The sequence below is a fragment of the Neorhizobium alkalisoli genome, from assembly GCF_002968635.1.
GTDB lineage: Bacteria > Pseudomonadota > Alphaproteobacteria > Rhizobiales > Rhizobiaceae > Neorhizobium > Neorhizobium alkalisoli.
Window position 1 is genome coordinate 1 of sequence record NZ_PVBN01000016.1, and the last position, 21,559, is coordinate 21,559.

The window sequence follows — 21,559 nt, forward strand, 5'->3', positions numbered from 1 at the left end:
ATCCCCCAGAGCCAAACCGTAACCCGGCCCACAATCAGCATTCGCCAATTCTAAAGGATAGCACCAGAACAAAGGACTTCGTCGCCAGCAGCGCCGCCGCCCTCGTCAGTGAGGCGGTTTATAGATCCACCCCCATAAACAAGTCAACAGCCGTTTTTAAAAAACTGCAATAAAACTTATAACAGATTGAAATATAATGGATATTCCGAATATCCTCGTTTTCGGAGGAGTTAACAACCGTTAACGGCGCTCTTTTCGATCTGAAAGTTCACCCCGCCCCTAAGACAGAGTGGCCGTGGGTGGTCCCCGCCCTCCATTCTTGTGCATCCGCAGCAAAACATGCGATATCCAAGGCGCTCCGAAATTCTCCAGAAAGTGGCTCCCGTGCGTATTCTCTCCGATGCCTTCATCCCCGAATTGCCGAATCCCTACCGCGGCAAGGTTCGCGAGAACTATGACCTTCCGGACGGCAGCCGCATTATTATAGCGACCGATCGCCTAAGCGCCTTCGACCGCATCCTCACCTCCATTCCGGACAAGGGCCATGTTCTGACCCAGACGGCCCGCTATTGGTTCGAGGCTACCAAAGACATCTGCCCCAATCACGTGATTGCCTATCCCGACCCGAATGTGGTGATCGGCAAGCGGCTCGATATCCTGCCGGTCGAGATCGTCGTGCGCGGTTATCTTGCCGGCACGACCGGCACATCGCTGCTCACTCTCTATAGGAAGGGAGAGCGGACCATGTATGGCCTCGACCTGCCGGACGGTTTGAGGGACAACCAGGAACTGCCCCAGCCAGTGATCACGCCGACCAGCAAGGCATTCGACGGCGGCCACGACGAACCGCTGACGCCTGATGATATAGTCGGGAACGGTCTTTTGACGGCTAAACAGTGGGAAACCGTGTCCGGCTACGCCCTCGCCCTATTCGCGCGCGGCCAGCAGCTGGCTCGCAAGCGCGGCCTGATCCTGGTCGACACCAAATATGAGTTCGGCACGGCCCCGGACGGCACGATCATACTTGCGGACGAAATCCACACGCCCGACAGCAGCCGTTACTGGATCGCGGACAGTTATGATGATGCCTTTCGCAACGGCACGAGGCCGAGGAGTTTCGACAAGGATTTCATCCGCGCGTGGGTGGTCGAACGTTGCGACCCGTATAAAGACGAGATCCCCCCAATTCCGGCGGAACTGGTCGAGGAAACGGCAAAAGTGTACCGGGACGCCTACGAGACCATCACCGGCGAAAGTTTCACTGCCGATACAACAGGCACAAGCGTGCTGGACCGTATCCGGCAGAATCTGAAGCCCTATTTCAACCTATAGGGAGAGAGCATCCGGATTTGGCAGGTTTGAAGAGGTGAGAGTGCGAAAACCAAGGCGCAAGGCAGAGGAAACAAGAGAGGACATCCTGAACATGGCGGAGACCCTCTTTCGGGAGCGCGGCATCGCCAAGTCCTCGATCGCCGATATCGCCCAGGCTCTGCGCATGTCGCCCGCCAACATCTTCAAGCATTTCCATTCCAAGGCGACGCTGGTGGACGCGATCTGCGATCGTCACATCACCCGAATGATCGGCCGGTTCAAGACACTCGACCAGCCATCCCCGGCTCCGGAAAGACTGGGCACCGTCGTCCGCAACCTGATGGAAGCGCACCTTGAGGATATCAGGAAGAACCCTTTCTTCCTTGAAATCATATTCCTGATGTCGGACGCGGACCTGCCGAGCGGCCAGCATTACAAGGAACTCATCGACGCGCTGTTTTGCGACCTCGTTCGCCAGGGCGTGGAGGATGGCGTCTATCATTGTATCGATTGTCAAGCGACCAGCCGGCATGTCTCGGCGGCTTTCATGGGCGTGCTGCACCCCGTCTTCCTGGCGGGGGAGGATGAGGCCGAACTCCAGGATCGGTGCGCCGGCCTTGCCAAACTTGTGAATGCTGCATTGCAAAATCCTCTTGTAAAGTGACGATTGTTCAATTACGTCACTTTCAAGTCGCAAGCCGCCGATCCGATCAAGGGGGCGGCCTGCCCCTATTCTGACTGTTGAAGACGAGTTACTTTCTCCAGCCCGCGCCCCGGTAAATAATGCCTGCCGTGGGTCATCTCACTGATGTTTGCCTTGGATGGAACGCCATGACCGGACGTAAATTGATCCTTCCCCTCTTTCTCGCCGTGACCTTGGCGGCCTGCAGCGATTCAAGCCAGCAGACGGCGAACGGGGCGGCGGGGGGCGCACTTGAACGTCCGCCCCAGCCGGTCAGCATCGTCGCCTTGAAGAAATCGCAGCAGCCCATCACAACCGTCTTGCCCGGGCGAGCCGTCGCTTATCAGACGGCGGATATCCGGCCTCGCGTCACCGGAGCGATCAAGGAAATCGCGTTCAAGGAGGGCAGCGAAGTCAAGGCCGGCGACATCCTCTATCAGATCGAAGACAATACCTATTCGGCAACCGTGGCCCAGGCGCGTGCGACGCTCTCCAAGGCGGAGGTCAGCATTCCGGCGGCACAGGCGAACCTCACCCGTTATGAGCGCCTCGTTAACAGTGGCGCCACGCAGATCGAATTTGAAAATGCCCGGGTCACACTGCTGCAGGCCGAAGCGGATGTGGAACAGGCCAAGGCGGCCCTTCAGGCGGCCGAGATCGATCTCGACCTCACCAAGATCCGCGCCCCCTTCGATGGCGTCACGTCGATCTCGAACGTCAGCGTCGGCAATATCGTCACCGCCAACCAGACGACGGCGCTGACGACGCTGCGCCGTCTTGATCCCATCTACATCGATCTTATCGACTCGAGCACCAATCTGTTGGAATTGCGCGGAGCCATGGCGTCCGGCCGGCTGAGCGGCGACCCCCGCAAGGCGGATATCCGCCTGAGACTCGAGGACGGAACGGAATACTCACGGACCGGCAAGCTTGATATGGCCGACATGGCCGTCAGCGAAACGACCGGCACCTATCAGATCCGCGCTCTTTTTGAAAATCCCGACAATATCATCCTGCCCGGCATGTATGTCCGTGCCACCGTCACCATGGGCGAGGAAAACGGTTACCTGATCCCGCAGCGCGCTGCGACCCGCAATGCCCGCGGCGAGCTCTCGGCCAAATTCGTCGCCACGGACGGCAAGGTCGAGACCCGCACTTTTCCCGTCAGCGTCGTTTCCGGCAACAATTGGCTGGTGACGGAAGGCATTGCCGATGGAGACCGACTGATCGTTGACGGCTTTCAGTGGATTGCCGACGGCGCGCCGGTTCAGCCGGTCGAGGTGCAACTCGACGATCGCGGCCTCGTCATCGAAGCTCCGAAAGCCGAAGCCGCCAAACCTTAACGGAACCAGCAGAGTCAGCGCTTCAAAGCCGCAAGGAATATCTGAATGGCAAAGTTCTTCATCCGGCGACCCGTTTTCGCCTGGGTCATCGCGATCGTCATCATGCTCGGCGGCGCGCTCGCCATCGCAACGCTGTCGATCTCACAATATCCGGAGATCGCTCCGACCACTGTTCAAATCACGGCGAGTTATAACGGCGCGAGCGCCGAAACGGTCGAGAAGTCGGTGACGACGATTATTGAAGACGGCATGACCGGCCTCGACGACCTCACCTATATGAGTTCGGCCTCGAGCACGGGCCGAGCGACGATCACCCTCACCTTCGGCAACAGTGTCCTTCCCGACATTGCGCAGGTTCAGGTTCAGAACAAGCTGCAGCTTGTTCAATCGCAATTGCCCGATGTCGTGCAACAAGCCGGCATCGAGGTCGCGCGCTCCACATCCAGCATCCTGATGGTCGGCGCGCTCGTCTCCACGGACGGGAAGCGCAATTCCGTAGACCTGGGCGACGTCTTCTCCACCCAGATCGAAGACTCCGTCAAGCGCCTGGAAGGCGTCGGCAGCATCAATATCTTCGGCTCCGGTTACGCCATGCGCATCTGGCTGGATCCGTTCAAGCTGCAGAAATACCAGCTGACGGCGGCCGATGTTACCTCGGCGATCCAGGCCCAAAATACCCAGGTCTCGGTTGGCGCGCTTGGCGGCTTGCCCGCCGAAAAGGGCCAGCAGCTTACCGTCACCATGACGGCTCAAAGCCAGTTGACCACCGTCGACGAGTTCGAACGGATAATCCTGAAGGTCGAACAGGACGGCGCAACGGTTCGGTTGAGCGATGTCGCCCGTGCAGAAATCGGCCAGGAAACCTATGGCGGCGAGTCGCGGCAGAATGGGCTTTCGTCGACGGGCTTTGCAGTCAACCTCGCCACTGGCGCCAATGCTCTGGATACGGCAGCCCGCGTGAAGGCGGAACTGGCGACGCTAGCGCCGACGCTTCCGGAAGGCGTCGAGATCACCTATCCCTACGACACTACGCCTTTTGTTGAACTTTCAATCGAGAAGGTCGTCCATACTCTGATCGAGGCGATCATTCTCGTTTTCGTGGTGCTTTTGATATTCCTTCAGAACCTCAGAGCGACGCTCATTCCGATGATTGCGGTACCGGTGGTTCTGCTCGGGACCTTTGGAATTCTGGCGGTCGCCGGTTATTCGATCAATACGCTGACCATGTTCGCCATGGTTCTGGCGATCGGCCTTCTGGTCGATGACGCGATCGTCGTGGTGGAAAACGTCGAACGCATCATGGACGAGGAGGGACTGGGGCCGCTGGAGGCGACGGAGAAATCCATGGGGGAGATCACTGGTGCCATCATCGGCATTGCGCTCGTGCTGACCGCCGTCTTCATTCCAATGGCATTTTTCGGCGGGTCGACCGGCATCATCTACCGCCAGTTTTCGATTACCATCGTCTCCGCCATGCTGCTTTCGGCCCTTGTGGCCATCGTGCTGACGCCGGCCCTCTGCGCCACGATGCTGAAGCCGATCGACCATCACAAGAAGCGCCGCGGGATCGGCGCCTGGTTCAACCGCGGTTTCGAGCGCACGACGAGCGGCTATGTCGGCACGATCGGATATCTGCTGAAGAGACCGCTACGGGTTGCGTTGCTTTTCGTCCTGGTCATTGCAGGCTGCGGCTGGCTTTTCACTCGTCTGCCGAGCTCTTTCCTGCCGCAGGAAGACCAGGGCGTGCTGCTGACCATCATCCAGACGCCGAACGGTGCCACGACCACTCGCACCGACGAGGTTGTGAAGAAGGTGGAGGCTTATTTCCAGGAAAAGGAAAAGGACAACGTCGACGCGGTCTTCGGCGTCCTCGGCTTCAGTTTCAACGGCAGCGGACAGAACAATGCCATCGTCTTTACCAAGCTGAAGGATTTCGCGGAGCGCACGAACCCGGAGCAGTCCGCCGCAGCGATCGTCCAGCGTGCCAGCGGTTATTTCTTCACGCTGCGCGACGCCCAGGTTTTCGCGCTGCTGCCGCCGGCCATCCAGGGACTTGGGACATCGAGCGGGTTCTCGATGTATCTGGTGGACAGCGGCAACAACGGCAACGATGCTCTGACGGAAGCGTCGCAGCAGCTCATCCAGGCCGGCACCAGCAACCCCAATATCAGTTCGCTACGCAGCAATAGCCAGCGGTCGGAAACCCAGATGAAGATCCTGCTCGACCAGGAAAAGCTGGGCGCCATGGGAGTGGACCTCGCTTCCGTCAACTCGATGCTGGCGACGATCTTCGCCGGACGCGACGTCAACGACTTCACCCTCAACAACGAGTTGAAGCCGGTCTATGTGCAGGGCGACTCGCCCTACCGCATGCAGCCGGACGATCTGAAGCACTGGTATGCACGCAACAATGCGGGCGAGATGGTGCCCTTCTCCTCGTTCAGCACCGTCGAATGGGTCACCGGTTCGCCCCAGCTTGCCCGCTTCAACGGCACCAGCGCCATCTCGCTCGATGGTGCCGCAGGTCCGGGCGTCAGCACCGGTCAGGCGATGGACGAGATGGAACGGCTGACGGCGGGACTGGCGGGCGGCTACACGGTGGCCTGGCAGGGCATCTCCTATCAGGAAAGGCTTTCGGGCTCGCAGGCGCCGATGCTCTACGCACTATCGGTGTTGATCGTCTTCCTCTGCCTTGCAGCTCTTTATGAAAGCTGGTCGGTGCCGTTCTCGGTCATTCTCGCGGTTCCGGTCGGCGTGCTGGGAGCGCTGACGGCAGCACATTTCTTCGGCCAGGCCAACGACGTCTACTTCAAGGTCGGCCTCCTGACGACGATCGGCCTAGCGGCAAAGAACGCCATCCTGATCGTCGAATTCGCCAAGGAACGGCAAGGGGGCGGCATGAATCTCGTGGATGCCACGCTCGAAGCGGCCCGCCTGCGCCTGAGGCCGATCGTCATGACCTCGCTCGCCTTCATCCTCGGTGTCGTACCGCTTGCGATCGCCACCGGAGCCGGCTCCGCAGCCCAGAATGCGATCGGAATCGGGGTGCTGGGTGGTATGCTTTCTGCAACACTCCTCGGAATTTTCTTCGTTCCGTCCTTTTTTGTTGTCGTTAGGCGGTTATCAAATCGTGAAAAAAGGTAGGATAGAGATTACGTTCGTTAACATATTCGACGTGTAATGCCGCCAGGAAGGATACGATTCGTTTCTGGCGGATCAATCGGAAGCGGCCTAAAAATCCGGCTTTCGCCGTTGTAGGGCACTGGGACAGAAAAATGTTATCCATTCGTGTTGTTGCTCCTCTCACTCTGCTGCTGCTTTCGGGCTGCGTTGTCGGTCCAGATCACACGGCGCCGGAGATCGCCCTGCCGGGCAAGTTCGCCGAAGCCAAAGCAGCCAGTAACGGGGATGTCTCTCAAGTCGCTTGGTGGAAGGCCTTCAACGATAGCCGTCTGAACGGCTACGTCCAGCAGGGTCTCAACCAGAACCTCGATATTCTTCAGGCACTGGAAAGAATTAACGCCGCACAGGCAAATGTCACCATTGCCGGCGCAGGCAGCCTTCCTTCGCTGGATCTGTCGGCTTCCAGCACGACGACCGGCCAGCACACCAAGGTCGTTCATCCTTCCGAATCGACCTCCTTCTCGAGAACGACGGTCAGCGGCGGCAGTCTCGATGCCTCCTGGTTCCTCGACCTGTTCGGCCTTTATCGCCGCTCGAAGGAAAGTGCGCTCGCCAGTCTCGACGCGTCCTATGCTGCTGCCGACGTGGCTCGCCTCACCTACCTGTCGCAGGTCGCGGCAGCCTATATCGACGTTCGTTATTATCAGGAGCGGATTGCGATCGCCCGCCAGAACCTGGGCTCGCGGCGCGAAACGCTGGACCTTACGAAGCTTCAGCTGGAAGCGGGTGCTGCCTCCCGTCTGGACGTCGTTCAGTCGGAAGGCCTGGTGAATTCCACCCTGGCTGAAATTCCTGGTCTCGAGACGCAGTTCCGCACCGCATCGCATCGCATCGCGACGCTTCTCGGCCAGCCGGCTTCGTCGCTGGTACCCGAGTTGCAGAGAGGCGCACGCCAGCCGGTTCCCCGGTTCAACGTCAAGGCCGGCATTCCGGCCGACCTGATCCGCAACCGTCCGGACATTCGTGCGGCCGAACGTCAATTGGCATCCGCAGTAGCGGAAATCGGCGTTGCCGAGGCGCAGCTTTATCCGGCGATCACGCTCGGCGGTTCCATCTCGCCACGTTACAACGCCATTGCCGGCGCCTTCGATACGCGCTCCCTGACCTGGTCCTTCGGGCCGCAGCTCAGCCTGCCGATCTTTGACGGCGGTCGGCTCAAGGGCAACGTGAAGCTCGCCGAGTCGACCGCTCGGGAAGCCTATCTCAGCTGGAAGCAGAGCGTTCTCGACGCCGTCGAGGAAGTTGAAAACGCGCTTGCTGCAGTTGCCCGCGATCGCCGCACCGTGGATGCCCTTCAGGCGACGGTGAAGTCCTATCAGGAAGCGCTGCAGCTTGCGACCGCGAGCTATCGCGACGGCGCTTCGTCGCTGCTCGACGTTCTCGATGCGCAGCGTCAGGTCTCGACCGCCCAGGCGAACCTTGCTCAGGCGGTACAGCAGGTGGCACAGGACTATGTGTCGCTCAATGTTGCGATCGGCGGCGGTTATGCCTTTGGTACGGCCGACACCAAAGTGGCCGCTGTCGTCGTAACCAAATAAGCTCACTCGACAGTCTGACAAAGAAAAACCTCCGAAGCCCTGGCTTCGGAGGTTTTTTATCATGGGCCGATAGGCCGGGGACGATCAGTTCTTGGCGCGCTCGAAGTAGGAATTGTCTTCCGTAGCGATGACGACGCGAGTGCCGGCATCGATATGCGGCGGGACCATGGTACGTACGCCGTTGGAAAGAATGGCCGGCTTGTAGGAGGACGAAGCGGTCTGCCCCTTCACCACCGGTTCCGTCTCGACAATCTCGAGCGTCACGTGACGCGGTAACTGCAGAGCCAGCGCAACGCCTTCATGCATCGACAGGATGCAGGTCATGCCTTCCTGGAGATAGGCCTTCTGGTCGCCCATCGTGTCAACGTCGACCACGACCTGGTCATAGCTCTCCGGGTTCATGAAGTGGAAGCCTTCGCCATCTTCATAGAGATACTGGAAGTTCACGTCTTCGACGAAGGCGCGCTCGACCTGCTCGGTGGTGCGCCAGCGTTCCGACACCTTCACGCCGTCGACGATGCGGCGCATATTGACCTGGGTAACCGGCGTGCCTTTGCCGGGATGGAAGTTTTCGGCGGTGAGAACGACATACAGTTTGCCGTCCACGTCGAGAACGTTGCCCTTGCGGACCGAAGAAGCGATGATCTTGACCATGATAATCCTTATATAGCCTGCCGGCTTGTCACTGCCGAAAATGCGTCGTAGAGGACCGGGCGATAACCGGCCTGAAGGACGGATCGTCTGTTTTCCGCGCGGGAACTACCCTAAAACCACGCGAAGTGGAAGCCTCGCCGCGGAGAACCGGCAAAGAAAGCCATAAATGAACTCGTCCCGACCCGCCATATCCCGGCCGCCCTGGTGGACGCCGGAAAGCCACAAGGACCGCCGGCCCTTCCTCATGGGCCGCAACGCGGTGCAGACGGCCTTGCGCGGCTTCTTCGGCAAGCGCGACTTCGTCGAGGTGGACACGGCCGCTTTGCAGATCTCTCCGGGCAACGAGACCCATTTGCATGCTTTCGCGACGGAGGCCATCGCGATCGACGGAAAGACTGCGCCGCTCTATCTGCACACATCTCCCGAGTTCGCAGCAAAGAAGCTGCTGGCCGCCGGCGAGGAGCGCATTTTCACCTTTGCGCATGTCTATCGCAACCGGGAGCGCGGACCGCTGCATCATCCCGAATTCACCATGCTCGAGTGGTACCGGGTCGGCGAAAGCTACGAGCAGCTCATGGACGATTGTGCGCACATGCTGGCGCTGGCGGCAGAAACCGCAAACACCAAGCGTTTTGTCTTCCGCGGCATGGAGGTTGATCCATTTGCGGAGCCGGAGCGCCGGACATTGGCCGAAGCCTTCGACCGCTTTGCCGGCATCGATCTGCTCGCCTCCGTGGCCACAAGCGGCGAGACGAACCGCGATCTGCTCGCAACGGGCCTGAAACAAGCCGGCATGCGGTTCTCGCAGGACGATACCTGGGCCGATCTTTTCAGCAAGGTGCTGGTGGAGAAGATCGAACCCAATCTCGGACGAGGCCGGACAACCATCCTCTGCGAATACCCGGTTTCCGAGGCAGCGCTGGCACGGCCTTCCGCTCGCGATCCGCGTGTCGCGGAACGGTTTGAACTCTACGCCTGCGGCGTCGAACTGGCGAACGCTTTCGGTGAATTGACCGATGCCGGGGAGCAGCGGCGCCGCTTCGAGCATGAGATGGCGGAAAAGGCGCGCATCTACGGCGAACGTTATCCGATAGATGAAGATTTCCTCGATGCGCTTTCGGTCATGCCGGAAGCGAGCGGCGCAGCGCTCGGGTTCGACCGGCTCGCCATGCTGGCGATGGGTGCCACGCGCATCGAGCAGGTGATGTGGGCGCCGGTTGCGGAGGTTTTTGAATGACCGCAGCACGTTCATTGAAGACCGCCGATGAGCTGGTATCTGCCGGACTGATCGAACCGCAAAAACTTCCGGGCATTCGCGCCGTGGCGGATCGTTATGCCATCGCCCTGACGCCGACCACGGTTTCGCTGATCGACCGTACCGACCGGCAGGACCCGATCGCCCGGCAATTCGTGCCCGATCCGGTCGAGCTGCTGACGACGCCGGAAGAACGTGCCGATCCGATCGGCGATCAGGCGCACAGCCCGGTCAAGGGCATCGTGCATCGTTATCCGGACCGGGTACTGCTGAAGGCCGTGCATATCTGCCCGGTCTATTGCCGCTTCTGTTTTCGCCGAGAGATGGTCGGGCCGCAAGGCGACGGCACGCTGGCGCCAGAGGAGCTGTCGGCGGCGCTCGCTTATATCCGGGAGCATTCCGAGATCTGGGAGGTGATTCTCACCGGCGGCGATCCGCTGGTCCTTTCGCCGCGGCGGCTTTCCGCGATCATGCAGGGGCTTGCTGATATCCCGCATGTGAAGATCGTCCGCTTCCATACGCGGGTTCCGGTGGTCGAGCCGGACCGAGTGGACGAGGCGATGATCGCCGCTCTCAAGGAAAGCGGCAAGGTCGTCTATGTGGCGCTTCACGCCAACCATCCGCGCGAACTCACCGACACTGCCCGTGCGGCCTGCGCCCGCCTGATCGATGCCGGCTTTCCGATGGTCAGTCAGACGGTGCTGCTGAAGGGCGTCAACGATGATCCGGTCGTGCTCGGCGACCTGATGAAGGCTTTTGTCGAGACACGCATCAAGCCATACTACCTGCATCACCCCGATCTGGCGCCCGGTACCAGCCATTTCCGGCTCGATATCGCCGAAGGCCAGAAGATCGTTACGGCGCTGCGTGGCAATATTTCCGGGCTGTGCCAGCCGACCTATGTCCTCGATATTCCGGGCGGTCATGGCAAGGCGATGATCGGCGAAAGCGCCGTTCGCGCGGAAGGCGGCTGCTATTCCGTCAGCGATTTTCGCGGTGAGGAACATCGATATCCTCCGAAGTGACGCGCGTTTGCCTTCACGCGACAGCTTTTGCCCGTGTTTTGGAGAGCCCACACGAATGCAGAACCTCATTGGAATTGTATAGTGTGGCTCCGCATTCGCGTGGCCTTCGGCGTCTTTTCGGGACTTCCGGTCCCTACAGGTGATCACCTCGCCTCGCTGCGTGGCTTCGTTCGCGATTTCCTTTCGGGAAACCCTGCCACTTGGACGGTTCAACCGAACCCGGCCCGGCGACCAGGGGGAGGCTTGATAGGAGAGCCTGTCTTGCGACGAACCCTCCATGGCTTTCACCTCTTCCACCGTCCCCGCACGTTACGGTTTTGATGAAAGCGCCGGCCCCGCCTGCCCGCGAACGTCTCGCGAAACACTCCGGCGACGGAAGCGGGGGGATTGTAGGCATGGGTTTGGAGGGCGGGGATAATTGGCAGTCGCTGTTTGTGCCGGTTTCTCTGAAGGTCTTGATTTGCCTCGCCGCACCCCCCTCTGTCCTGCCGGACATCTCCCCCTCAAGGGGGGAGATCGGCCAGAAACAAGGTCTTCGCCAAGAACAAACCCCTCCCGCCGGCCGGCCACCACCCGGGGTCGAGCCGCCGGTCTCGACCCGTCCTCCGGACCCCCACAAGGGGAAGGGTTAAAGACGCCGCACTACCGCACGTTCCATGTGCGATAGCCTTGCCTCAAGGAGAAGATTGGCTGGGCGGACCGGCCTCGACGTGAAAACCTATGGAATCAACTCCCCACCGGCATATAGAGATCGCCGCCATCGCGATATTTCGCCGCCATGGCCTCCAGCCCTTCCTTCTGCGCCTCGGCGCGGATGTCGTGGGAAATCCGCATGGAGCAGAATTTCGGGCCGCACATGGAGCAGAAATGCGCCACCTTGTGCGCCTCCTTCGGCAGGGTCTCGTCATGGAAGGAGCGCGCCGTTTCCGGATCGAGCGAGAGGTTGAACTGGTCCTCCCAGCGGAACTCGAACCGGGCGCGGGAAAGCGCATCGTCACGCACCTGCGCCGCCGGATGACCCTTGGCGAGGTCGGCCGCGTGTGCGGCGATCTTGTAGGTGATGACGCCGACCTTCACATCGTTGCGGTCCGGCAGGCCGAGATGTTCCTTCGGCGTCACATAGCAGAGCATGGCCGTGCCGAACCAGCCGATCATCGCCGCACCGATGCCCGAAGTGATGTGGTCGTAGCCGGGAGCGATATCGGTCGTCAGCGGCCCGAGCGTGTAGAACGGCGCCTCGCCGCAGACCTTGAGCTGCTTGTCCATGTTCTCCTTAATCTTGTGCATAGGTACGTGGCCGGGGCCTTCGATCATCACCTGGCAGTCCTTCGCCCAGGCGATCTTGGTGAGTTCGCCGAGCGTTTCCAGTTCCGCGAACTGTGCCGCATCGTTGGCGTCCGCAATCGATCCGGGGCGCAAACCGTCACCGAGCGAGAAGGACACGTCATAGGCGCGGCAGATGTCGCAGATTTCTTCAAAGTGCTCGTAGAGAAAACTCTCCTTGTGGTGATGCAGACACCACTTGGCCATGATCGACCCGCCGCGCGAGACGATGCCGGTGACACGGTTGACGGTGAGCGGGATGTAGGGAAGCCGTACGCCCGCATGGATGGTGAAATAGTCGACGCCCTGCTCGGCCTGCTCGATCAGCGTGTCGCGATAGACTTCCCAGGTCAGGTCTTCGGCAATGCCGTTTACCTTTTCGAGCGCCTGATAGAGCGGCACGGTGCCGATCGGAACCGGCGAGTTGCGGATGATCCATTCGCGGATATTGTGGATGTTGCGGCCGGTCGAAAGGTCCATGACCGTATCGGCGCCCCAGCGGATCGACCACACCATCTTCTCGACCTCCTCCGCCATGGAGGAGGTGACGGCCGAATTGCCGATATTGGCGTTGATCTTCACCAGGAAATTCCGGCCGATGATCATCGGCTCGCTTTCGGGATGGTTGATGTTGGCGGGAATGATTGCCCGGCCTTCGGCGACTTCCCGGCGAACGAATTCCGGCGTCACGAAATCCGGGATATGCGCGCCGAAACTCTCGCCATCACGCATGAGAGCTTCCTTCGCCGCCTGTCGGCCGAGGTTTTCGCGGATGGCGATGAACTCCATTTCCGCCGTGACGATGCCGGCGCGCGCATAGGCAAGCTGGGTGACAGCCCTACCGTCTTTTGCCTTCAGTGGAATGTTGCGGACGGGGAACTCCGGCGTCAGCCGCTCCCCGGTGGCAAAGCCGTTATCCTCCGGCTTCACGATGCGGCCATCGTAGGATTCGACGTCGCCGCGCGCCCTGATCCAGCTTTCGCGCAGACGCGGCAGGCCGGCATCGATCGCCACAGCATGGGCCAGATCGGTATAGGGGCCGGAGGAATCGTAGACGGTGACCGGCGGTTCGCCGGACGTCGGATGCAGCGCGACCTCACGCATCGGCACCCGGATATCCGCGTGGACGACGCCGGGTTTGAAAACTTTGGTGGAGGCGGGAAGCGGACCGGTCGTGACGACCGGCGTAAGCTTTGGTGTGGCGATATTCATGGTTGAGGCTCCAAGGTTTGACGTTTGGAGACCCAGTTCCAGTGTTGGAATGATGGAAAAACGCCTGAGCCGATGGGCGGGGTTCCCCGCCTGAAAGCCGTGAGCGCTCGCACCGTCCCTACGCCAGTATGAACTGGATCAGGTTCAACGGGTCACTGCGCCTCGGGCGGCCAAGCCGATCCGACCAGCAGTATCTCAGCCCCTTGACGGGACCCCCCTGGTGAATGCCGGCATCAGAAACCTGACGGGCGCTCGTGTCAAGCCAAAGCTGACGCTGCCGATATTTTCAACTTTAGCGAATCCCGCAGCCCTAACTTCACGACGTTTCTTACCGGAATTTTATGCTTTCCAACGTAGACAGTGTTCCCGGCGATGAACGCAAATTCCAGTCATTGGAGATGTCGAGATGAACGAGACCATTCGCGAACTGCTGGCACGGGTCGGTGGCCTTCCGGTCGCAGTGACCGAACTTGAAGATGCTGCCGATCTTTATTCGGCGGGGCTTTCCTCCTTTGCCTCCGTGCAGCTGATGCTGGCTATCGAAGAGGCTTTCGACATCGAATTTCCCGACAGCCTCCTGAACCGCAAGTCCTTTGCCAGCATCTCGGCGATCGAACAGACGGTCGCCCAGATCCTGAAAGCCCGCGAGGCCGCGTGATGAGCCTTCCAGCCTTTGCCACCGACATGACGCTCGGTGCGCGCGCCCGCCGGGTGGCGGAGGTCGCGGCCGAAAATGCCGACCGCGTCGACCAGGAAGCCCGCTTTCCGGCGGAAGCGGTCGATGCCATGAAAGCCGAGCGCCTGCTCGGCATCCAGATCCCCGTTTCGTTTGGCGGCGAAGGGGCTTCGATACCGGAAATCGCCGAGGTCTGCTCCATCCTGGGACAGGCATGCGCGGCGAGCGCCATGGTCTTCGCCATGCACCAGATCAAGGTGTCGAGCCTTGTCGAGCACGGCGGCGACAGCGAGTGGCATAGGGATTTCATGCGCGAGCTTTGCGCCCGCCAGCTTCTGGTCGCCTCCGCGACGACGGAAGGCGGCATCGGCGGCAACCTGCGCAATTCCATCTGCGCCATCGAGATCGACGGAGACATCTGCCGCCTGACGAAGGACGCAACCGTCATTTCCTACGGCGCCCATGCGGATGTCATCATGGTGACCTCCCGGGCCCATGCCGATGCGACGCCGGGCGACCAGGTGATGACCGTTTTCAAGAAGAACCAGTACACGCTGGAAAAGACGGTGGACTGGGATACGCTCGGCATGCGGGGCACCTGCTCGGACGGCTTTATCTTCAAGGGCGAGGCGCCGGCCGTGCAGATCTTCCCGAAGCCTTTCGCCGAGATCGCGGCGCAGAGCATGCTCGCCTCGTCGCACCTCCTCTGGAGCGCGGTCTGGTATGGTATCGCCGCCGATGCGATGCTGCGTGCGCAGGCCTTCGTGCGCGCCGCCGCCCGCAAGGCAAATGGTGCCCAGCCGCCCGGTGCCGTGCGCCTGGCGGAAGCCTCCAACCTGCTGCAACTCCTGAAGGCCAACATTCTTTCCGGCCTGAAGATCTACGCGGACGCCAAGGCGGACCCGGACCAGCTATCCTCCATGGCCTTCTCGATCGCCATGAACAACGTCAAGCTCGCTTCGTCCGAGACGATCCTCGTCATCATCAACCAGGCAATGATCATCTGTGGCATCATGGGCTACAAGAACGGCACGCCCTACAGCCTCGGCCGGCATCTGCGCGATGCCCATTCGGCCCAGCTGATGATCTCCAACGACCGCATTCTGGGCAACACGTCGACCATGATGCTCGTACAGAAACCGGACACCAGCCTTCTCGGCTGACGCCCACCCATCAATGATTGAATGAGGTGAAGCCATGGATATGCAAGTTTCCTTTCTCGACCGCCTGTTCGATGCAGGCCTTCTGATCGACACCGGCGTCGACGGGCTTTATGGCCGTAGCGGCCAGTTCGAAGACGTGATTGCCGCCTTCGAGCGCCTGATCGACAGGATAGGCGGCGCCGACGGCGCGGAAGCCATGCGCTTTCCGCCCGGCATGAACCGCGCCTTCTTCGAGCAGAGCGGCTACATGAAGAGCTTCCCCCAGCTCGCCGGCACCGTGCATTCCTTCTGTGGCAACGAGCTCGATCACATGAGCCTGTTGAAATGCATGGAAGTGGGCGAGGAGGACTGGACGAAGGGTCAGGAAGCGACCGACATCGTGCTGACGCCGGCTGCCTGCTACCCGCTCTACCCGACCGTTGCCCGCCGCGGCAAACTGCCGAAGTCAGGCGCCCTCTACGACCTGCAGAGCTATTGCTTCCGCCATGAGCCTTCCAAGGATCCGGCCCGCCAGCAGCTCTTCCGCATGCGCGAATATATCTGCATGGGCACCGAGAGCCATGTGACGGATTTTCGCCAGCGCTGGATGGATCGCGGCGTCGAGATGATGAAGTCGATCGGTCTCGACGTGACGATCGACATCGCCAACGATCCGTTCTTCGGCCGCGCCGGCAAGATGCTGGTCAACAACCAGCGCGACCAGAACCTCAAATTCGAGCTCCTGATCCCGATCACCTCGGTTGCCAAGCCGACCGCCTGCATGAGCTTCAACTATCATCAGGATAGTTTCGGCCTGAAATGGGGCCTGAACCTGGAGGACGGCAGCGTCGCTCATACGGCCTGCGTCGGTTTCGGCCTCGAGCGCATCGCACTGGCGCTGTTCCACACCCACGGGCTCGACGTAAAAACATGGCCGGAAAACGTCCGCGCCACCCTCTGGGGCTGAAGATGACGGCGGTGCTGCCTGCTCTTGATCCGGCCAGCTACAGGCCGCATTCGCTGCATTCGGCAGAGCGCATCTGGCCGGAGACCAATTGTTACGTGGATCTTTGGATCGAGGTGCTTTCGGCGCAGGGGCTTTCGCCGGAAGCCATACTCGGCTTCACGCTCACACAGGATTTCGAGGGCGATCAGTTCACCTTCTTCAAGGTGCCGCTGGAGGATCTCGAGACGCTCTACGGCATCCGCGTCACGGAGCTGGCGATCTTCGACAGGCCGGAACGGCATGTGCTCGAACAGATCGGCCGCGGCCGGCTGACACTTCTGGAACTCGACAGCTACTTCCTGCCGGATACGCGCGGGGTAACCTACCGCCAGGAGCACGGCAAGACGACGGTGGCGGTGAACCGGCTGGACCTGGAGAAGCGCGAGCTGGACTATTTTCACAACGGCGGTTTCTTCCATTTGTCCGGCGACGACTTCGACGGGCTGTTTCAGATGAACGCGGCCCCGGAGGCGTTACCCCTCCTGCCCTATACCGAATTCGCAAAATTTCCGGCGGCTTATCCAGGCGTCAGAGACATGCGCGAGGCGGCGTGGAAACTGCTAAGGCACCATTTTGCCAGGCGACCGGAGCAAAATCCGATCCGGGCCTTCGCTGAGGTCTTCCCGGCCCAGGTCGAGCTCCTGGCCGAACGCGATTTCAGTTTTTTCCATAAATATGCCTTCAACACGCTGAGGCAGGTCGGCGCCAATTTCGAACTTCTGGCAAGCCATCTCGACTGGCTGAACAGCAAGGGTTTTGCGCAGGCTGAAAAACATGCCCTGAGAATTGCGGAAGTTGCAAAGTCGACGCAGTTCCTGCTTGCCCGCGCCGTCACCCGCAAGAAGTTCGAGCCGCTTGTGACCGCGCTCGATCCGGCCATCGAGGCCTGGGACCTGCTGGTGGCAGAGTTGACCATGACATTGGCAAAGACGCGCGAGGCCGCGTGAGCGCATTTTCCTTGATCGGCGCAGAGACCAGTCTTCTTTCGGAAGGCTGGTCATTGCTTTTGACCGAGCGCGGCGCCTATGCGCTTCCGGGTGATCTGCCGCCTGACGTTGAAGATCTTCCGGCAATCGTGCCGGGCACGGTGGCCGCCGCTCTGGAGGCCGCCGGCCGTTTCGACCGCGAGAAGCCCGAGCCGCTGATCGACAGCGATGCCTGGTATCGCCGATCGCTTGCCGGCGAGGCACCGGGACCCGTAATCCTGCGCTTCGACGGGCTCGCCACGATCGGGGAAGTTTATCTCGATGATCGGCTGGTCCTCTCGTTCGACAGCATGTTCGAAAGTCATGACGTGCCGGTAACGCTCGCCGGCAATGAGACCCTGTCGATCTGCTTTCGCGCACTGAAACCGCATCTGGAGAAAACAGGTCCTCGCGCCCGCTGGCGCCCGAGGCTCATGAACAATCAGGGCCTCCGGCTTATTCGCACCACTCCACTCGGCTTCATGCCGGGTTGGTGCCCTGAAATCCATGCCGTTGGTCCATGGCGACCGGTATCCTTGGTGAGGCCGGGCGAAAACCCCGTTTTCGACCTTTCCCTCTCCGCGGAGTTCGTCGACGACGAAGGAGGCATCCTCACGATCGCCTTTTCCTACGAGGGCCTAGCGCGTGATCTCCGCCTGATCTGCAACGGCCACGAGACTGCGTTTTCATTCACCGACGGAAGATATTCAGCCGAACTCCGTCTATCCGACGCAAAACCCTGGTGGCCGCATACGCATGGCGAGCCGGCGCTTTACGAAGCGAAGTTAAGCATTGAGGGCAAAACGACCCTACTTGCAAGAACCGGCTTTCGAAACATCGCGGTCGATCGCGGCGCCGATGGCCATGACTTCGCAGTCCTCGTCAACGGGGAGAAAATCTTCTGCCGCGGAGCCGTCTGGACCACCGCCGATATCGTGAAACTGCCGGGCGACCGCGCAGCCTATGAGCCATGGCTGAGGCTCGCGAAAGACGCGGGCATGAACATGATCCGCATTCCAGGTGTCGCGACCTACGAGAGCCCGGAATTCTTCGCGCTTTGCGACGAACTCGGCCTCCTGGTCTGGCAGGATTTCATGTTCGCCAATTTCGACTATCCCGCGGCCGATCCGGATCTCGTGATTCACGTGAAAAAGGAAATCTCCCGGTTCCTATTCGCGACCCAGGCGTCTCCATCGCTAGCTATCCTCTGCGGAGGCAGCGAAATCCATCAGCAGGGAGCCATGCTCGGTCTGCCGGAGCGCATCTGGAAAGGAGCGTTCTGCGAGGAGATTCTCGCAGATCTCGCCGCCAGATACCGGCCGGACCTGCCCTATGTGGTCAACTCCCCTTCCGGCGGCGCTTTGCCCTTCCATCCCAATGCCGGCGTTGCGCATTATTACGGCGTCGGCGCCTACAAGCGCCCGCTCGAGGATGCAAGGCGGGCGAATGTGCGCTTCGCCGCCGAATGCCTCGCCTTTTCGAATCTTTCCGGAGCCGAGACATTGGCCGGCGGCAAAACCGGCATTCCTCGCGATGGGGGTGCCGCCTGGGATTTCGAAGACGTGCGCGACCATTATCTCGGCGATCTTTACGGCGTGAACCCGCGGGAGCTGCGGCAGAATGACTTTGAGCGCTATCTCATGCTTTCCCGCGCCGTCACCGGGGAGGTGATGGAAGCGACTTTTTCCGAATGGCGACGGCCGGGCTCCACCTGTAACGGCGCATTGGTATTCACCTTTCAGGACGTGATGCCAGGCCCCGGATGGGGCGTGGTCGGCGTCGATGGTCTGCCGAAGCCGGCTTGGTACGGGTTGAAACGGTCGTTTCAGCCCGTTCAGGTCGTCTTCGCCGACGAAGGTACGAACGGGCTCGATGTTCACCTCTTGAACGAGACGTCGGGCAGCTTACCCGTGAGCCTGGAGATTGCCTGCTTACGGGATGGCAGGCTTCCGGTGGTTTCCGGTCGCCGCGAACTAACCCTGTCTGCTCGCGGCAGGGAAAGCCTGGCCTGCACCGATCTTTTCGGCGCCTTCTTCGACACCGGCTATGCCTACCGCTTCGGACCACCCTCCCATGATGTGACCGTGGCGCAGCTGAGGCATGGCGAAACAGGTGCGATCCTTGCCGAAGCCTTCCATTTTCCGCTCGGACGTCCGGCGGCACTTCATGACGCCGGGATAGACACGGCGCTGGTCGAGGATTCCTCGGGATTCTGGCTGGAACTCGAGACCGATCTTTTCGCTCAATCGGTCAATCTGGATGTCCCCGGTTACCTGGTGGCCGACAACTGGTTCCACCTGGCGCCGGGCGAAAAGAAACGTGTGCGGCTTGTTGCCCAAGCCAATGCGGCCGATCGCCCGGGCGGCGTCGTCCGCTCACTCGGCAGCCGCCGCTCCATACATTTCTGATTTCTCCCCGACGACGGACGGCGCAAAACGAAACGCCAGTTGCTGCAGGGCTTCCAGGTAGGCTTTGCGGGCATGATTCGGCGTCAGGTTGTGGTCGGCATCCGGAATGATCGTCACCGATACATTCGGAAAGCGGGCAAGCCCCGCGCCGTCATGGCCGAAATAGAAGTTGTACTGTTCAAGGCCAAGGTCATTTTCGCTGTAGATCAGCGAGATTGGAGTGCCACGCCGCTTGAGCTGGTCGAAAGCGCCGTTGATTTCCCGTCCCTCGGGAGTAAAGCTCCGAAAGATCTGCGTTATCTTATGAGACATCCGCTTGCCAACGGCTTTGGCGATATTCCGCCCGGCCGAGCGGAGATCCACCTCACCCCTGAGAACCCGCTTGAAAGTTTCGGTCCGCAGCGCCCGTTTGCCGTAGTCATCGAGGCTGCGCGTGCCGTTGATGATGGCGTCCTCGACCGATCGCCCGGGGCGCCAGCGAAAGACGGCCGGATTGACGAACACCCCGCCTGCGATGCGGACGTCGGTCTGGGCGGACTGAAACCCGAGATAGGCGCCGCTGCAACGTCCCGCGACAATCACTGGCGCCAGCGCACGGGCTTCAAGAAAATCAATCGCCTCCGATACATCGCCGTTCTGAGTGGAATGATAAAGGACCTGCTCCGGGCGGCCGGGCACCGGCGGACTGTCGCCGGCATTGGCGGTATCGAAGCGGAGGGATGCGATGCCGGACCGGGCAAGCATCCGCGCCATCGCCGCCGTCGTCCGTCCCCAGCCGGCATGGCGGTCATAGGCCGAGGTGAGGAAGAGCACCGTCGCTGCGCCGCACCCGTGCGGAGGTTCGCAGATGATCCCCGAGAGCCGATTGTTCAATCCGAAACGGACGGGGGTTTCCGCAAAACCATCGCCAACGAGCGGCGAAACGGGGACCGGTTGAGGCGGCGTCGCCGGGTGCTCCGGAATGGGAATCGTCGCGATCCATTCCACCAGACTGTCTGCCACCGGCAGCGGCAGCTTTGAAATCGCCGGATTGGAGACGAGTTTGTCGTAACCGTCAAAAGCCTGTCCGGTGACCTTGGCGCCAAGTGCCGAGAGGCGCGAAGCAAACTCCCGGTCCGCCGGCCGGTCGGCGCGCCCGATCACCAGAGCCTGCGCCGCAGGCGCCCGCTCCACAGTCATCAGATTGGCCTTGCGGACATCGTCGGCAATCTCGGCCGGCATCACCAGCGATCCAATCGAGACACCCGACCTGTCACGCTGCGCCTCGGATAGGCCAAGGTTTTCGTCCACGACCTTTGACCAGACGACAAGTTCCCGGAGATGGAGACGGCCGGACACGACCGGCGCCAGATAGGCGACCGCCTCCAAGCCCTCGATCTGCCCGGCAGCGGCGGTGACAACAACTGCACCGAGACCCTGCGACACGACGACGATTTTGTCACAGCCCGAAAGCACTCTGAGCTGGCCGGCTGCCGCAACCAGGCTGTCGGACCAGGAAGAAAGGCCTTGCGACGAATCCACTCCGTCCAGTGCGTCGCCTGTCCCGGGGTAATCGAAGCGAAGATTTGCGATGCCGCGATCGGCAAGTTTTTCGGAAATGATGCGCCAGAACTTGCGGGTGCACATCTCCTCGAGTCCCCAAGGGCTCGCAAAGAGGACGGCGAGACCGGAAGCCGCAGCATCGGGCGCCGCCGGCGCAAACAGGCCAACGGTGGTGCCGAACGTCAAGGGCTCGGCCGCCGAACGCGGCTGCGACGGCGATGCTTGCTTCTCGGACCGGGCTGTCTTTTCTGCGTCCATCATGGTCGTCTTGGCAATCCTTGGATCATCCTTTCG

Annotated in this window: 15 protein-coding genes and 1 riboswitch; of the genes, 12 read left to right on the forward strand and 3 right to left on the reverse strand. The window is 60.9% G+C overall.

Annotated features, from left to right (window positions below):
- Positions 1-384: 384 nt before the first annotated feature.
- The 5 genes from C5L13_RS25825 to C5L13_RS25845 all read left to right on the forward strand — a co-directional run bounded on the left by C5L13_RS25825 (position 385) and on the right by C5L13_RS25845 (position 8,057).
- Entirely contained in the window at positions 385-1,332 is a 948-nt protein-coding gene (locus tag C5L13_RS25825) for a phosphoribosylaminoimidazolesuccinocarboxamide synthase (protein ID WP_105386236.1), read from the forward strand.
- A 91-nt stretch (positions 1,333-1,423) separates the two neighbouring features.
- Positions 1,424-1,975, forward strand: coding sequence for a TetR/AcrR family transcriptional regulator (locus C5L13_RS25830; protein ID WP_105386145.1), 552 nt, complete (start codon positions 1,424-1,426; stop codon positions 1,973-1,975).
- 167 nt (positions 1,976-2,142) lie between these two features.
- Positions 2,143-3,336 (forward strand): efflux RND transporter periplasmic adaptor subunit, encoded by a 1,194-nt coding sequence (locus C5L13_RS25835; RefSeq protein WP_105386146.1) that lies wholly within the window; start codon positions 2,143-2,145, stop codon positions 3,334-3,336.
- 45 nt (positions 3,337-3,381) lie between these two features.
- Positions 3,382-6,480 (forward strand): efflux RND transporter permease subunit, encoded by a 3,099-nt coding sequence (locus C5L13_RS25840; protein WP_105386147.1) that lies wholly within the window; start codon positions 3,382-3,384, stop codon positions 6,478-6,480.
- 131 nt (positions 6,481-6,611) lie between these two features.
- Entirely contained in the window at positions 6,612-8,057 is a 1,446-nt protein-coding gene (locus tag C5L13_RS25845) for an efflux transporter outer membrane subunit (RefSeq protein WP_105386148.1), read from the forward strand.
- 84 nt (positions 8,058-8,141) lie between these two features.
- On the opposite strand, the gene efp is transcribed toward C5L13_RS25845, so the two are convergent.
- On the reverse strand, positions 8,142-8,711 hold the full coding sequence (gene efp, locus C5L13_RS25850) for an elongation factor P (RefSeq protein ID WP_105386149.1): 570 nt from the start codon (positions 8,709-8,711) through the stop codon (positions 8,142-8,144).
- A gap of 166 nt (positions 8,712-8,877) precedes the next feature.
- On the opposite strand from efp, the gene epmA reads away from it, so the two are divergent.
- Both epmA and C5L13_RS25860 read left to right on the forward strand, forming a co-directional pair.
- Positions 8,878-9,948: an EF-P lysine aminoacylase EpmA gene (gene epmA / locus C5L13_RS25855; RefSeq protein ID WP_105386150.1), complete on the forward strand. Its 1,071-nt coding sequence runs from the start codon at positions 8,878-8,880 to the stop codon at positions 9,946-9,948.
- Positions 9,945-10,991 carry a lysine-2,3-aminomutase-like protein gene (locus C5L13_RS25860; RefSeq protein WP_105386151.1) on the forward strand — a complete coding sequence of 349 codons (1,047 nt, stop codon included), beginning with the start codon at positions 9,945-9,947 and terminating at the stop codon, positions 10,989-10,991. The genes epmA and C5L13_RS25860 overlap by 4 nt, the downstream gene beginning before the upstream one ends.
- Positions 10,992-11,717: 726 nt before the next feature.
- Here C5L13_RS25860 and thiC read toward each other — a convergent pair.
- The gene (thiC, locus tag C5L13_RS25870) at positions 11,718-13,526 is read right to left on the reverse strand and encodes a phosphomethylpyrimidine synthase ThiC (RefSeq protein ID WP_105386152.1); all 1,809 of its coding nucleotides are present in this window, start codon (positions 13,524-13,526) and stop codon (positions 11,718-11,720) included.
- Positions 13,527-13,623: 97 nt separating this feature from the next.
- A riboswitch (TPP riboswitch) is annotated at positions 13,624-13,755 on the reverse strand.
- 177 nt (positions 13,756-13,932) lie between these two features.
- Here thiC and C5L13_RS25875 point away from each other — a divergent pair.
- From C5L13_RS25875 to C5L13_RS25895, 5 genes are read left to right on the forward strand one after another with little or no spacing between them, the layout of a single operon-like run.
- Entirely contained in the window at positions 13,933-14,184 is a 252-nt protein-coding gene (locus tag C5L13_RS25875; protein ID WP_105386153.1) for an acyl carrier protein, read from the forward strand.
- Positions 14,184-15,365 (forward strand): acyl-CoA dehydrogenase family protein, encoded by a 1,182-nt coding sequence (locus C5L13_RS25880; protein WP_105386154.1) that lies wholly within the window; start codon positions 14,184-14,186, stop codon positions 15,363-15,365. The genes C5L13_RS25875 and C5L13_RS25880 overlap by 1 nt, the downstream gene beginning before the upstream one ends.
- A gap of 34 nt (positions 15,366-15,399) precedes the next feature.
- Positions 15,400-16,311: an amino acid--[acyl-carrier-protein] ligase gene (locus tag C5L13_RS25885; protein WP_105386155.1), complete on the forward strand. Its 912-nt coding sequence runs from the start codon at positions 15,400-15,402 to the stop codon at positions 16,309-16,311.
- Positions 16,312-16,313: 2 nt separating this feature from the next.
- Positions 16,314-17,297 (forward strand): DUF1839 family protein, encoded by a 984-nt coding sequence (locus tag C5L13_RS25890; RefSeq protein WP_105386156.1) that lies wholly within the window; start codon positions 16,314-16,316, stop codon positions 17,295-17,297.
- On the forward strand, positions 17,294-19,723 hold the full coding sequence (locus tag C5L13_RS25895) for a beta-mannosidase (protein ID WP_105386157.1): 2,430 nt from the start codon (positions 17,294-17,296) through the stop codon (positions 19,721-19,723). Before C5L13_RS25890 ends, C5L13_RS25895 begins: the two co-directional genes overlap by 4 nt.
- Here C5L13_RS25895 and C5L13_RS25900 read toward each other — a convergent pair.
- Complete coding sequence (locus tag C5L13_RS25900) at positions 19,691-21,526, reverse strand: alpha/beta fold hydrolase (RefSeq protein WP_105386237.1); 1,836 nt, start codon at positions 21,524-21,526, stop codon at positions 19,691-19,693. The two genes, C5L13_RS25895 and C5L13_RS25900, sit on opposite strands and share 33 nt — an antisense overlap.
- Positions 21,527-21,559: the final 33 nt, after the last annotated feature.